14 protein-coding genes are annotated in these 13392 nt (G+C 58.0%); 4 read left to right on the top strand and 10 right to left on the bottom strand.

The genetic code is table 11. From position 1 onward, the window contains the following. Positions 1-79 precede the first annotated feature (79 nt). Entirely contained in the window at positions 80-343 is a 264-nt protein-coding gene (locus F568_RS0107220) for an Lpp/OprI family alanine-zipper lipoprotein (RefSeq protein WP_019018047.1), read from the bottom strand. A 78-nt stretch (positions 344-421) separates the two neighbouring features. After that, complete coding sequence (locus tag F568_RS0107215; RefSeq protein WP_019018046.1) at positions 422-988, bottom strand: L,D-transpeptidase family protein; 567 nt, start codon at positions 986-988, stop codon at positions 422-424. 287 nt (positions 989-1275) lie between these two features. Between F568_RS0107215 and F568_RS0107210 the strand changes: the two genes are divergently transcribed. Continuing rightward, on the top strand, positions 1276-1677 hold the full coding sequence (locus F568_RS0107210; RefSeq protein WP_051087936.1) for a TraR/DksA family transcriptional regulator: 402 nt from the start codon (positions 1276-1278) through the stop codon (positions 1675-1677). Positions 1678-1683: 6 nt separating this feature from the next. On the opposite strand, the gene ku (F568_RS0107205) is transcribed toward F568_RS0107210, so the two are convergent. The 5 genes from ku (F568_RS0107205) to F568_RS0107185 form a co-directional block, all read right to left on the bottom strand. Further along, on the bottom strand, positions 1684-2772 hold the full coding sequence (gene ku, locus F568_RS0107205) for a non-homologous end joining protein Ku (RefSeq protein WP_019018044.1): 1089 nt from the start codon (positions 2770-2772) through the stop codon (positions 1684-1686). After that, positions 2765-3541: a non-homologous end joining protein Ku gene (gene ku / locus F568_RS0107200; RefSeq protein ID WP_019018043.1), complete on the bottom strand. Its 777-nt coding sequence runs from the start codon at positions 3539-3541 to the stop codon at positions 2765-2767. The genes ku (F568_RS0107205) and ku (F568_RS0107200) overlap by 8 nt, the downstream gene beginning before the upstream one ends. 30 nt (positions 3542-3571) lie before the next feature. Then, positions 3572-3793 (bottom strand): hypothetical protein, encoded by a 222-nt coding sequence (locus F568_RS0107195; RefSeq protein WP_156817373.1) that lies wholly within the window; start codon positions 3791-3793, stop codon positions 3572-3574. Positions 3794-3809: 16 nt separating this feature from the next. Continuing rightward, a complete protein-coding gene (gene ligD / locus F568_RS0107190) occupies positions 3810-6359 on the bottom strand; it encodes a DNA ligase D (RefSeq protein ID WP_019018041.1) in 2550 nt (849 codons plus the stop codon). A 208-nt stretch (positions 6360-6567) separates the two neighbouring features. Further along, positions 6568-7065, bottom strand: a complete 498-nt coding sequence (locus tag F568_RS0107185) for a ferritin family protein (protein WP_019018040.1) — start codon at positions 7063-7065, stop codon at positions 6568-6570. A 250-nt stretch (positions 7066-7315) separates the two neighbouring features. On the opposite strand from F568_RS0107185, the gene fnr reads away from it, so the two are divergent. Further along, a complete protein-coding gene (gene fnr / locus F568_RS22430; RefSeq protein WP_019018039.1) occupies positions 7316-8059 on the top strand; it encodes a fumarate/nitrate reduction transcriptional regulator Fnr in 744 nt (247 codons plus the stop codon). A 115-nt stretch (positions 8060-8174) separates the two neighbouring features. Continuing rightward, entirely contained in the window at positions 8175-9845 is a 1671-nt protein-coding gene (locus F568_RS0107175) for an FMN-binding glutamate synthase family protein (protein ID WP_019018038.1), read from the top strand. A gap of 75 nt (positions 9846-9920) precedes the next feature. On the opposite strand, the gene F568_RS0107170 is transcribed toward F568_RS0107175, so the two are convergent. Together F568_RS0107170 and F568_RS0107165 are read right to left on the bottom strand one after the other, a co-directional pair. Next, complete coding sequence (locus tag F568_RS0107170; RefSeq protein WP_019018037.1) at positions 9921-10373, bottom strand: PA2171 family ribosome-binding persister protein; 453 nt, start codon at positions 10371-10373, stop codon at positions 9921-9923. Positions 10374-10576: 203 nt separating this feature from the next. Next, positions 10577-11173 (bottom strand): DUF4202 domain-containing protein, encoded by a 597-nt coding sequence (locus F568_RS0107165; protein WP_019018036.1) that lies wholly within the window; start codon positions 11171-11173, stop codon positions 10577-10579. A gap of 130 nt (positions 11174-11303) precedes the next feature. Here F568_RS0107165 and F568_RS0107160 point away from each other — a divergent pair, with 130 nt between their 5' ends. Further along, positions 11304-12323, top strand: coding sequence for a potassium channel family protein (locus F568_RS0107160; RefSeq protein ID WP_019018035.1), 1020 nt, complete (start codon positions 11304-11306; stop codon positions 12321-12323). Positions 12324-12390: 67 nt separating this feature from the next. On the opposite strand, the gene thpD is transcribed toward F568_RS0107160, so the two are convergent. Further along, complete coding sequence (thpD, locus tag F568_RS0107155) at positions 12391-13302, bottom strand: ectoine hydroxylase (protein WP_019018034.1); 912 nt, start codon at positions 13300-13302, stop codon at positions 12391-12393. Between the last annotated feature and the right edge of the window lie 90 nt (positions 13303-13392).

The following is a 13392-nucleotide window of genomic DNA, read 5'->3' as shown; positions in this document are numbered from 1 at the left end:
CGCGGAAAGCCCTGCCTAGGCAGGGCTTTCTTGGTATCGAACCGACAACGGCACCCCGAAGGATGCCGCCATCAATCGATTACTTGCGCATGGAACGCTCGAACATGCGATCCATTTCCTGACGGTTCTGCTGGGCGAGCTGCAGAGCCTGCTGTGCAGTGCGCTGGGCCTGCTGCGCTGTGGTAAGCGCTTCACGAGCCATGCTGCGGGTCTCGTTGGCTTCCGTTTGCGCCTGGCTCATCTGACCGCTCTGCTCTTCGCTAGCTTGTGATGCACAGCCAGCCATAACGCCCATGGCCAGAGTTGCAGCTGCGAGCTTGAGCATGGTGCTGGTTTTTTTCATGCGGTTCTCCTTGAGGTCTTCCTTGGTTGACTTACATTTCCTGCACAGGCAGGCCTAATGCTACTTCCAGCTAGTAACCTAGCGGATGATTACCTTTGTGCCAAGCCGTACTAGTTTCGCCAACTTCTCGATCTGGTCGTTCGTAACTGCCACGCAGCCATCCGTCCAGTGAAAACGCTGATGAACGTTCGGGTCAGCTTCACCGAGACCATGTATCCCGATGCTACCGCCCAACACGGTGTCCTGTGGTGGAGAACCATGCAGGCGATAATACGTAAGATAATCATAGAACTCGGGTTCACTCAACATGCCCGCCTTATGAGCTTCGCGCGCATGAGCGAGCGTAGGATAATCGAGACCCAGGAAGATATGGAAGCGGCTATCTTCATTGATCCAATTTATTTTGAATTCCCCGGTCGGTGTCGCCCGGCTGCCACTCAAACGCAGGCGCTTAGCCCCCCCTCGCCCTAGCGATATCGGAGAGAACCGTTCGATCTCCTTATCACCACGATAGATATGCAGAGTCGAGGTTTTATCGTCTACCAGCAGCCATACCTCCTGTGATTCCTCGGCAGCATGTAGCCCAGAGGCTAGCATTACCAGACACAAACTCAACGACATTACAAGCAGCAGTTTTCGCCTCATCGGTAATGGCACCTTCCGGTAACAGGTCATCTCGGCCGGCACCATTGTCCGATATTCGAGCCCCCTGCGTCATGCTCTGCACGCATGTATTTCACGGATTTGCCTCGGCAAATGGAAAAACATTCGCTAATAGGCCAAGCTGCTTTTCAAGGAAACGGACTAGAATCGGTTTAGTAACCTAAATGTCAGTCTGGCAAGGAACACCATGAAACCGCAACATGTCCTCCGCCTTGGCTGCCGGTGCTCTTTTTTGTTACGGGTAACAAACGTCCCAGCGCTAACGCCTCATGACAGCGACGATCGATAAAGAGTACCTGCTCAGCATGCCTGAAAGCGCCTACATGAATGAGGAGCAGCGAGCCTTCTTCATGGATTACCTGCAACGCTTGCGTCACGAAACCCAGGCACGCCTGAACGAAGCCCAGACCGGCATCGCAGGGCGTCGCTGCTGGGGAGACGCAATGGACCGTGCCGTGGCAGAAGGCAACCAGACTTTCCTGCTCAGACAAGCTGAGCGTGATACCAAGCGGCTCAGGCGCATCGATGCCGCCATCGAACGTCTACGTCACGATGACTACGGCTATTGCCTGGAAAGTGGCGAGGCCATCGGCCTCAAGCGGTTGCTGCTGGACCCTGCGACGGAATACACCCAAGCGGTACAATCACGCATCGAGCGTAAGCGTCATTGAGTGTACTCAGGCCGCCCGCTCAATGGCACGAATAAGCTGCTCCTTGCTCATGCTGCTCCTTCCCGGAATATCGAGTGCCTGTGCCCGCTCATAGAGTTCGTTGCGGGACATTTCGGCCAGTTCGTCTTGCGCCGGCGCTCCGGCCCGTTTCTTGCCCTTGCTACCGGGCGTACACTGGCGCCGGGCAGCGGTCGCTTTCTTCTGCGACTTGCGATCCCCCGAGTCACTGCGGCGAGTCGCTGTCCCCTCGGTTGAAGTTTGCCCCTGTTCAAGGCTCTGCTTCAGTATCTGCATGAGATCGACTACCTCGCCGCCCTGCTCGGCTTCGTCTTCCTCCTTGGGATCGATATCAATGACCCCTTCCCCCTTGTCGAGCTTTTCCTTGACCCGATCCATGATCTTGCGGCTATGCCAATCCTCCAACTCACTGCGCTCAAGGGTATCGGATGACAGTGACTCGATGGCCTTATTGATGCTCTTGACACGACGGCTTTCCGCTGGCTGTGTCTCAGGCAGTCCGACACTCTCGGGCGTGCGGACTTCATCATTGAAACGCAGCGTCTCGGCCCGCAGGATGCCCTTCTCGGCCAAGATCGCCACCAGGTACTCCTTGCCGCGCATCACGAAAGTGGCAATACCGGCCCGCTGGGAGTCCTCCATGCTCTTGGCCAGTAGTCGGTAGGCTTTGGTGATTCCCTTGTCGGGCGTCAGGAAATAGGCTCGCTCGAAATACATGGGATCAATGTCGGTCACGTTAACGAAGCGCTTGAGATCGATTTCTTGGGACTTTTCAGGCGCCAGGGCGTCGAGCTCCTTATCTTCGACGACGATGAACTCATTCTTTTCGACCTCGTAGCCACGCACCAACTCGTCGTTGCGCAGCGGGCGTTCTTCCTTTTCGCAAAAGTAACGCCGAGCCAGAGGCGTACCATCCTTGTCGATCATGCGCAGCGACACTGACTTGGAACGGTTTGCCGGATAAAGCCCTACAGGCAGGCTGACCAGCCCGAATGTGATGGTGCCCGACCAGAACGGGCGAGGTCCGCTAACGCGAGCCTCATGAGTGTCCTGGTCCTTCCGCTGCTTGCTAGGCACGCTTGCGCCCTCCCTTCAGACTGGCTTCCAATGCCGAGGTGACATCGTCCGATGGCTCGGGCCGTCGAATCGGAGTCACCTTGACGCTCTCGCCACGCTGCTTGGCCTCGATCAGCGACATTACCCGCTCGCGGTACTCGTCATGATACTGCTCGGGCTCGAAGGGCGCCTCGAGCATGCCGATGAGTTGCTGGGCCATGTCCAGCTCCTTGTGGTCGAGACGTGCACCGCCAGGAGGATTCAGGGTATCCAGCGACACCACTTCTTCATCGTGGCGCAGCGACATGAGCATGGGGTAGCCTTCATGAAGGCGCAGGGCGCCAATGTACGCCTTCTTTCGCATGACCCAGCGCGCCAAGCCTTCGCGGCCACTGTGCTCAAGCGCCTCGATCAGGGCGAAATATTCCTCCTCCGCACCGTCAGGTCCCAGGTAATAAGGCCGGCTGTACCAGCGATGGTCTATCTCCTCGGGCGGCAGGAAGCTGATCACTTCGATATCGCGACTCTGTTCCGGCTCCAGCGCTTCAAGTTCGGCATTGTCCAGCACCACCAGACTACCTTCGTCGGTGCGATAGGCACGCTGGGTATCGCTGTACGGCACGGTCTCATCGGTTTCAGGGTTGACCATGGCCTGCTTGACGGGGGATCGATCCTTGCCATGTAGCAGACGGAAGTGCACGCTGCGATCCTGAACGGCCGAATAGAGCTTCACCGGGACGTTTACCTCCCCGAAGCGAACCACGCCCTTCCACATCGCTCTGGCAGCCATTGCCTTCTCCTGTATCTAGCCGTTTAGCGGTTAGCCGCTTTGCTCGTCATTCGAGATATCGGCCTGTGCATGACAATCAGGGCAGCTCACCTGGCGCGTTTCATGAAGTTCCACCACGCAAACCGGGCAGATCGGGCTATCGCATTGAAAACAATGGTAGCCCGCCTCGTAATGAAACGTGCCCTGACAGTGCTGGCAGGTCTCGGGACCGGGCTCCAGCCACCATGGCGTTTCTGTTTCGTCGCGGCTCAAGGCATCCTCCTTCGAGTCATCGCGTAAGGCCCACAGCATTGAGCAAGTCCTTGCCGATCGGACGCGCAGCCTCGGCGTAGCCGGCCCAAGGGTCCTCGCGAAGTGCTGCAAGGCGTCGTTTCAGATTCTCGGTCGTGTATCGGTCGGCGCGTAGCGCCGCGTTTAGCTCATCCCAACGCACGGGGACGCAGACCGGTGCGTTTTCCCTCGCCCGCACGGAGTAGGACGCCACCGCCGTGGCCCCCCGACCGTTGCGCAGGTAATCGATGAAAATACGACCCTCACGCTTACTTTTGGCCATATTGATGGTCAAGCGCTTAGGGTCATCCTGGACATGCTGCTGTGCCACCGTCTTGGCGAAGGCCTTGGCCTCGTCCCAGGTCGCGCTGGGTGTGATCGGCACGACGACATGGAGTCCCTTGCCCCCGGTCGTACGCACGAATGCGCCCAGGCCGAGCGACTCCAGGCGTTCGCGTAAGGTTCCGGCGATACGCAGGATCTCCTGCCAGGCCACGCCCGGCGCAGGGTCCAGATCGAACACCAGATTATCGGGCCGCTCAATGTCCTCGACGCGACTGCCCCATGGGTGGATTTCCAGCGCCCCCGCCTGGACCAAGGCGACCAGGTCGGCCGCACTCTCCACGTAGAGATATTGCGAGCGCCCCGATTTCTCCTCGATATCGATACGTGGCACGCTGGCAGGAATGGCGACACGCGGGTGTTTCTGGAAGAAGCACTCACTGGTGCGCCCCTCGGGACAGCGCACCAGCGACAGTGGGCGGCGGGCCAGACGCGGCAAAATCCAATCTTGGATCTCCTCGTAGAAACGCGCCAAACCGAGCTTGGTCAGCCCCTGTTCGGGATAGAGCACACGATCGGGGTGGGTCAGGCGAATACCGAGTACACGACTTTCGTCGCTGCGCGTTTTGGCTTTGGACGCGGGGGCGCCACCGGACTTGGGCGGTGTGGCCGAGAGTGGCTTGTTGGAACTCACGCGGATTTCCTCCGGATTGCGATCTTCGCGCAGCCCTCGAAAGGCAGGGTGCCGCAACCGGCCATCCCGTGTCCGTTCGGTGAACTCCACTTCGATCACCATTTCGGGACGGACCCAATGTACGCTGCGCACATCAGGCACTGGGCTATTGAAGGGCGACGTCGACGTCTCCTGCGCCTCCAGTTGCGCACTGAGCGTATCGAGAAGGCGGGCATTGAATCCGGTCCCGACCCTACCGGCATACTCCAGCCGGCCGTCGGAATCGAAGGCGCCCATCAGCAGCGACCCGAAGCCGCTTCGTGAGCCACTGGGATCGGTATAGCCGCCAACCACAAATTCTTCGTGATTGGCGCACTTCGTCTTGACCCAGTCCTTGCTGCGGGTACTCAGGTAGTGGCTTTCAGCGCGTTTACTGATGATGCCTTCCAACCCCAAACGACAGGCTTGATCAAAGAAGGCTCTCCCCTGGGCCTCGATGTGGTCGGCATAGCGCACGCTACTGTGCCCGTTGAGACCAGCCGACTCGAGCAGCTGAGCCAACGCGGACTTGCGCTCGACAAGCATCACATCTCTTAAATCGCGGCCCTCGAGATGGAGCAGATCGAAAGCCTGATAAATCAGGCCCGCCGTGTGCCCGGAACTCAACGCCTCCTGAAGCCGGCGAAAGCTGCTTATGCCGTCCTGAGCTAACGACACCACTTCGCCATCGAGAAGCGCATTGGTTACGGGTAACTGAGCTACCACTCGCGCCAGCTCGGGAAAGCGATGCGTCCAGTCCTTGTTATTGCGCGTAATCAGGCGTACATCGCCCTTTTCCAGGCGCGCCATGACACGATAGCCATCGAACTTGATTTCGTGTATCCAGTCCTTACCCTCCGGCGCCTGCCGGACCAGCGTGGCAAGCTGAGGGCTCACCTCGCCCGAGATGGGTTGTCTTCGAGCGCCTTGCAAGCCCTGCGGATCGGGCAGTGGCGGCGCCTCACTGACGGCACCTTCCTGCGTCCATAGCGTATCCCGGTCCTCGGCAATTTCCTGCATGGTACGCCCGGTGGCAACACTGCGATCCTCGTCGGAGGGCGCCGCTATCGACGCACCTGCATCCTCGCGACGCTTGATTAATAGCCAGTTGCGGTCGCTTTTCTCGCGTTGCCCGGTCATGCGTGCCAGTGTCCAGGCCCCACGCAGCTTCTCGCCATCAAGTTCGAAATCGATACGATCCTCGGCCAGCTTGCCTTTTACAGTCCAGCGTCCACGATCCCAAAGCATCGACGTGCCGCCGCCATAAGACTTCTCGGGAATGACGCCTTCGAAGTCGGCATATTCCAGCGGGTGGTCCTCGACCTCGACGGCAAGGCGCTTTTCACCTGGCTCAAGACTTGGCCCCTTGGGCAGCGCCCAACTCCTCAGTACGCCATCCTGCTCGAGTCGCAGGTCGAAATGGTCGTGGCTGGCGGCATGCTTGTGGATTACGAACAGCTGGCCCGCAGCCTGACCGCCACGCGGGGCTTCTCCAGCTGGCTCGCTCGTCCGCTGGAAATTGCGCTTGCGTCGGTATTCCCCAAGCTTTTCCATCGCCCTCGTTCCTGAAGTCCGTGTCTTGAACGCAAGTGACTGAAAACGCTGCTTCGCCATGCTGTTCCGATGCCTTTAAGCCTAGTCAAGCCCCGCCAGCCCGCCAACCGACCGCCATGGTTAGCAAAGCAAGACGCCCGTCGGAGAACCGACGGGCGTCAGAAGGGCTTTTCAAGAACTGCAATATACGCGGCCGAACGTAGCCGGGTCAGGCGATATAGCGAACCCCGCTTACCAACTCATGGTTCTGCGATTCCTCTAGCACACGTATCTGGGCCTGTTTCTGTTGAATGAAACCCGCCAGTAACTTATGAATCTGCGGCGTAGCATTAGCGTCCGCCAGCTGACGATAGAACGACAGCGAGCGATGTTCGTCGACCAGCGTCTGGGCCAGCATCTGAACAGCCATTCGCTCATTGACGATGAAAAAATGGCGTTCCTTTACCACCGTTCCGCCCATGTCCGGCCTGACGGGGAACTCAGCGCACTCTAGACGCTCAGCAACACACAGCAGAGCTTCCAGGCGCTGCTCGCTTTCATCGGCGAGCATCTGTAGCAGACGACTGGCCACCGCATCGAACGGTAAAAAACGAAGCGCCAGCATCCGATAACGCTCTTCTTCTCGGGTCTCGTGGGCATATGCCGCGACGAGCAATTCTTCGGGAAGAAGGCTCACTGTCGTCGTCATGTTGTAGATGCGCTGCATTCCTGTCTCCGTCATGGCACGCCTGGCCGGCCTATCCGGCGGCACGACGCCCTAACTTTCTCGTTGTTGGTCCGAAGGCCCGTTGGCGCGCACTGTACAGGCTATGTCATGACAAAACTTTGACTATTGTCACTTCACGGCCCGCTTCATTCACAATGACCAAGCAGGTCATACCGATGGCCGAAGCGGTACCCGCGCCTTAAAAACTCGTCCATACTCAAGGCTAACCGCACAATGGTGGAGGCGAACCATGACAACACCGCGCCCCGTGTTGCGATTTGCTCGACAGCACAACCTAGACAACCATGCCTGTCGGCTGAGTTCGCTTTGCCTGCCGTTCACTCTGTGTTCGGAGACGCTCGAAAAGTTCGGCGTGGTTGCCAAGCGCAACGCTCCGCTGCGCAAACGAGACGCTCTCTACCTGCAGGGCATGCCGTTCAAGAGCCTGTACGTGATCCATTCCGGCAGCCTGAAACAGATCACGACGACCGATAATCGGGAAGAACAGGTCACCAGTTTCTTTCTGCCGGGCGAGATTGTCGGCCTCGACGCTATCGGCGATCAGCGCTATTCCGGTAACGCCATTGCCCTGGAAACCACGACGGTCTTCGAGCTGCCCTTCGATCGACTCGAGGAGGTTTCATGCCATAGCCCCGAACTGCGCAACTACCTGTTCCAGTGCATGAGCAAGGAGCTGCAGAACGAGCGCCTGTTGATGCACCTGTTGCTGCGCAAGACATCGGACGTCCGTCTGGCCACCTTCTTTGTCGCCATGTCACTACGCTTTCGACGCCGCGGCTACTCCCCCTACTGCTTCAACCTGGCCATGTCGCGTGGCGATATTGGCAGCTATCTGGGCCTGGCGGTGGAAACGGTCAGTCGTCTGCTGGGCCGTTTCCAGCAACAGGGCCTGATCACTTCTCGAGGCCGAGAATTTCATATTCATGATCTGGAGACGCTGACCCGCCTCGCCGATAGTAACGGGCGCTGCTGACCTCTTGGCGACGCAGGGCGAGTAAAATGGAAGTGCCCGCATGACTGTCGTTACAATGCGACAACCCGGTCGGTTTCGGCCGACTCATGTTTCGTCGCAAGGAGCGCAGCTGTTCATGCCATCATCCTCAGGACCTTCCCGCCTGACGTCGCTTCACTCACGACCTCCGTTACGCTATGCCGTCTACTTCCTTAGCCTGCTCGGTCTCGCCGCCTCAGTGCTGGCCATGCTATTCGAGTCAGCCTGGGGCTGGGCCGCATTGCCGTTCGGCCTACTGGCGGCGCTAGGTACCTATGACCGCTACCAACGCCGGCATACGGTCAGCCGCAACTATCCGATCCTGGCGCACTTCCGGTACTTTCTGGAATCGATTGGCCCCGAGATTCGCCAGTACTTCATTCAGTCGGATACCGAGCAGACCCCGTACTCTCGAGAACAACGCTCGCTGGTTTATCAGCGGGCCAAGAACGTGCTGGACAAGAAAGCGTTCGGCTCGGTGCAGGACATGTACGCCGAAGGCTATGAGTGGATCAGCCCCTCTCTCAAGCCGACGCGGATCGACTCTCACGACTTCCGTATCACTATCGGGAAGGATTGTGCCAAACCCTATTCGGCAAGCATCTTCAACATATCGGCGATGAGCTTCGGCTCGCTGTCGGCAAATGCCATCACCGCCCTTAACGCGGGCGCCAAGCGGGGCAGGTTCTATCACGATACCGGCGAAGGTGCGATCTCGCCTTATCACCGTCAAGGCGGCGACCTGGTCTGGGAGATCGGTTCAGGCTACTTTGGCTGTCGCAATGAAGACGGCACATTCAGCGAGGAGCGCTTTGTCGAGGGCGCCACGCTTGAGCAGGTCAAGATGATCGAGATCAAGCTCAGCCAGGGGGCCAAACCCGGCCATGGCGGTATTCTGCCGGCGGCCAAGGTTACGCCCGAGATTGCCACTACTCGCGGTGTGCCGGTCGGCAAGGACGTGATCTCGCCCTACTCTCACTCGGCCTTTACGACACCGCTGGAAATGATGGGTTTCATCGGGCGTCTACGTGAGCTTTCCGGTGGTAAACCGGTGGGAATCAAGTTGACCATTGGCCACCCCTGGGAGTGGTTCGGCCTGGTCAAGGCCATGCTTGAAACGAGTCAACGCCCGGACTTCATCATCGTCGACGGCGGTGAGGGTGGTACAGGCGCGGCACCGCTGGAATTCATCAACCGGCTCGGCATGCCACTGACCGAGGCATTGCTGCTGGTACACAACACACTGGTCGGTGCCGGCCTGCGCGACAAGATCCATATCGGCGCCGCCGGCAAGATCGTTTCCGCCTTCGACATTGCTCGCACCATTGCTTTGGGAGCGGACTGGTGCAATGCCGCGCGCGGCTATATGTTCGCGCTAGGTTGCATACAAGCCATGACCTGCCATACCGACCGCTGCCCTAGCGGAGTCGCGACACAGGACAAGCGGCGGGGCAAGAAGCTAGATGTGCCCGACAAGACTCAGCGTGTGTTCCATTTTCACGACAACACGTTGAAAGCGTTGGCTGAAATGCTGGCTGCCGCCGGGCTGAAGGACACCAGCGAACTGGGCCCCGAACACATCCTGCGGCGCGTTTCCAAGACCGAGATACGCTCTTTCGCGTCACTGTTCCCATTCCTCGAGCCCGACGAGCTGCTGCATAGCGTTCCCGAACACGCCGTGTTCCGTGAATACTGGCAGGCGGCCCAACCGGACACCTTCCATCCTCCGGTCTCGATTCAGGAACTCCGCGCTACCAAGCTACGCTGACCGATCCCTAGAAAAACCATAAAAAAGCCCTGGCAACCCAACGTTGCCAGGGCCTGCGTGCTCATGTACCGAGCGTCAGGCAGCCATCAACTCCTTCTTGCGTGCCAACATCTGCTCACCCAGGGCTTCCAGCTCGCGCTCCGACATGGTCTTGCGCGCCTGTTCGAACATCTCCTCCTCTTCCTCATCGATATGATGTTCGAGAAGCTCCTTGACTACCTTGGCCCGGCCAGAAAATTCAGTGCCAGTCGGGTCAGCTGCCTTGAGGTCCGGTAGTACCAAGTCGTTGACAGCGTGGTGCTCCTCCTGAGCCTCGTAATACATCCGGTCATTCTGTTTGCCGCTGGCCTTCTTGAAGGCGGGGTAGAAGATCTCTTCCTCGATCTTGCTGTGTACCATCACCTCCTTCTCGATTTTGGCCAACAGTTCGGGACGTTTCTTCTCTGCGCGTTCGGTGGTATTGGTCAGTTGGCTGAGCAGGTCACGCACCTTGTCATGGTCTTCCTTGAGCAGTTCGAGGGCGTTCATCGAAAGGTTACCTCCTAACAGTCATTATCGGTCGGGTCATCGTTACGCATGGAGGCTGCGGAGTGTTTGATGCACCGTGGTGCCATCCATGGCATCGCTTGGCTTGCCATTTCAACGTAGCCTCACGCGCAACGCTGTCAAACCGGTGATGACTGGATTAGCCATTGCCAATCTACCTGCAGGTACTGGTTCCCCTGGTTTTTTCAGGCCGAGGCCAGCGCCTTCTCCACCAGCCGCTTCTCGGGCTCGGACAGCGAAATCGACAATGCCAGTTCATGGCCTCGCGGCGACATCTTTTTCCACGTCTTCTGCACGATACGAATCAGCTTGTCCTCGTCATGTTCCTTGGCGAAATCGGCCAGGTAGTATTCCAAAAATACTAGACAAGCCGTATCCTCCAGCGCCTGGGTGTTGGGATCGCGCCGCAGGCCTTCCTTGCGAATCCAACGCGCCACCTGGGCGCATTCATCTTCGTCATAGCCGACGTTTCGCAGTACTTCAGCAGCCTGTTCAGCCTGGCGCCGCCCCAAGTCGCGCCGCCAAGTGAGGTATCCAGGCCGATCACGCGGATAATCGTCACGCGGAATCCGCCAGCGCTGTAGGTGTTGGGCCCTCACCGCCAAACGCAACGTCTCAGGCGCCGCCGGTGCCACACGCTCCAGCCAGGCACTCATGCGTTGGGCATACAGCAGCTCGTGAGGGATGTCTGTGCCATCGACCCGCTCGATCCTCGGATCATCGCCATGCAGGGTATCAAGCCGTTCGATGGCCTCGTTGAAGCGCTCGCTCTGACCAGTCACGATTGGACTTTCCTCCGCTGGGTTCTAAGTTTCTGCGTAGATAGACAATACCGTACGGCAATAATCCTTAGCGCCACGGATTTCGGCGCAGCCATGCCACAGCACATGGCGTCCAAGAAAGGAGACTTGAATGATAGGCAACAATTTCATTGGCATCTTAGGTGCTTTGCTCGTGCTGATCACCAGCTACGATGCCATACGCACCACACTCTCCGCGACCCAGGCAGGACCACTGACCAACCGGATATTGAGCCTGCTATGGTCGCTTCTGATTCGTCTGCCGCAGAGTCGGCATAAGCACCACATACTGGCCTCCGCCGGGATGTGGTTCTCCTTGATGCTAGTAATCACCTGGCTAGTGCTGACTTGGGCCGGCTGGTTCCTGCTGTTCTGCAGCACCTTTGAGGCGGTGGTGAATGCCTCGACCTCGGCGCCGGCGACCCTGATCGAACGCGCTTACTTTACGGGATACACGGTCACCACACTCGGTTACGGTGATTTCGTGCCCGGCGACGCCGACTGGAGGATGCCAGCAACGATTGCCGCCGCCAACGGTTTCTTCCTGTTCACGCTGACGGTCACCTACATGCTCAACGTGATCTCTTCAGTGACACAAAAACGCCAGCTGGCGCTCAACATCAGCGCCATGGGACAGACTCCCTACCAGATCCTCGAGTCCAGCACTGATGAAGGCGAATACCAGAGCCTGAGCCTGCAGGTCCTGCACTTACAGCAGGCGATCAATACCGTAGGACAACAGCACCTAGCATTTCCCATTCTCCATTATTTTCACAGCGTCCATAGCGACACTGCGCTTCCCCTGGCCCTGACACGTCTTTATCACGCCTTGACGCTGGCTTGCTATGGCTGCTCGACGCTATCACCTTCAACACGCTCACAGCTGGTCTCCGCTCAGCACACCTTGGAGCAATTTATGATCACACTGGGTAGTGCCTTCATTACACCGAAAAAAGACATGCCTGACATTCCCGATCTGACCGAGTTTGCCAAATTGCCGGGATTCGACAAGTCACCCAGTGAACTCCAGGCCTATCTTGAGTCGCTCGATCAGCAGAAGCTGTTGCTCGCCTATATCCAGAAGGATGGCTGGGAATGGCGTGACGTCTGGCATCCTCCCAAGAAGACCTAGCATTTCTGGCCAGTCAAGAAAAAAGGCACCCTTCAGGGTGCCTTTCAATCATGATTTCAATCTTTGCTCAGGAGTCTTCCGGCTTGAGCGGACCCCAGTCCGAGCGATTGGCCAGGAATTCCGGGCGAGGCCTGTTGCCGCAGTAGGGATCGTGCAACGTGTTTTCGACACTGTTGTAGACAAAAAACAGATTGCTGCGCGGCCAGCAGGACATGTTGATATTCGAGCCATGCATGGTGTTGCACTCGAACATCACCAGCGAGCCGGCCGGCCCCTTGGGTGCCTCGATATCGCCTTCGAGCATCAACTGACGCAGGCTGCTGTTATCAGGGACCCCGACATCCTGACTCTTCAGCGACTCCTTGTAGTTGTTCTCCGGCGTACGGCCCACACAGGGAACGAAATAATTGTGCGAACCGGGAATCAGCATCAACGGCCCATTGAATTCGCCATTCTCCGTCAGGATGATCGAACAACTCAGCGAGCGCATGCGCGGCATGCCATCCTCGCTGTGCCAAGTCTCAAAATCCGAATGCCAGTCGAAGCCCTTGCCCTTGAAGCCAGGCTTATAATTGATGCGCGACTGGTGAATGTACACATCGCCACCCAGCAGTTGCTGAACCATGGCCAGCAGGCGCGGATCGCGGGTCAGACGGCTGAAGCGTTCGGAGATTTCGTGGATACCGAAGATCGAACGGATTTCCTGGCGGCCGGGTTCAAGAATGGTGCCTTCGGATAGCTTTAGATCCTCATCATCCTCGTAATCGCGAAGCTCCTGGATGAAGGCTTCCATTTCCGTCTTGTCGAAAAATCCCTCGAAAGACAGAAAGCCCTTGCGCTCGAATTCGTTGACCTCGTCCTCGCTCAAGGGACCGTTCGTACGCTGCGCTCCCTCGCTGTGAACCACTGGATCGATACGTTCGAACATGCCTAGCTTTCGCTCTAGGCGCGTGGGGAATAGATCCTGTGTTTCTTTCATGCAAACTCCTCCATTAGTCTGCGGCGCGTCTCCAAACTACTCCAAGGTAGCGACCATGGCCTCCAGTAGCAATGCCGCTTCGTTACGGTA

The organism is Modicisalibacter luteus DSM 23508, assembly GCF_000378505.1.
GTDB lineage: Bacteria > Pseudomonadota > Gammaproteobacteria > Pseudomonadales > Halomonadaceae > Modicisalibacter > Modicisalibacter luteus.
Note: the sequence above shows the minus strand (reverse complement) of the source record. Positions and strands in the feature narration are given on the sequence as shown.

Excerpts from the sequence above, each read along its gene's own strand:
- F568_RS0107220 (WP_019018047.1), bottom strand. The coding sequence starts at position 343 with ATGAAAAAAACCAGCACCATGCTCAAGCTCGCAGCTGCAACTCTGGCC.
- F568_RS0107215 (WP_019018046.1), bottom strand. The coding sequence starts at position 988 with ATGAGGCGAAAACTGCTGCTTGTAATGTCGTTGAGTTTGTGTCTGGTA.
- F568_RS0107210 (WP_051087936.1), top strand. The coding sequence starts at position 1,276 with ATGACAGCGACGATCGATAAAGAGTACCTGCTCAGCATGCCTGAAAGC.
- ku (WP_019018043.1), bottom strand. The coding sequence starts at position 3,541 with ATGGCTGCCAGAGCGATGTGGAAGGGCGTGGTTCGCTTCGGGGAGGTA.
- ligD (WP_019018041.1), bottom strand. The coding sequence starts at position 6,359 with ATGGAAAAGCTTGGGGAATACCGACGCAAGCGCAATTTCCAGCGGACG.
- F568_RS0107185 (WP_019018040.1), bottom strand. The coding sequence starts at position 7,065 with ATGCAGCGCATCTACAACATGACGACGACAGTGAGCCTTCTTCCCGAA.
- fnr (WP_019018039.1), top strand. The coding sequence starts at position 7,316 with ATGACAACACCGCGCCCCGTGTTGCGATTTGCTCGACAGCACAACCTA.
- F568_RS0107175 (WP_019018038.1), top strand. The coding sequence starts at position 8,175 with ATGCCATCATCCTCAGGACCTTCCCGCCTGACGTCGCTTCACTCACGA.
- F568_RS0107170 (WP_019018037.1), bottom strand. The coding sequence starts at position 10,373 with ATGAACGCCCTCGAACTGCTCAAGGAAGACCATGACAAGGTGCGTGAC.
- F568_RS0107160 (WP_019018035.1), top strand. The coding sequence starts at position 11,304 with ATGATAGGCAACAATTTCATTGGCATCTTAGGTGCTTTGCTCGTGCTG.
- thpD (WP_019018034.1), bottom strand. The coding sequence starts at position 13,302 with ATGAAAGAAACACAGGATCTATTCCCCACGCGCCTAGAGCGAAAGCTA.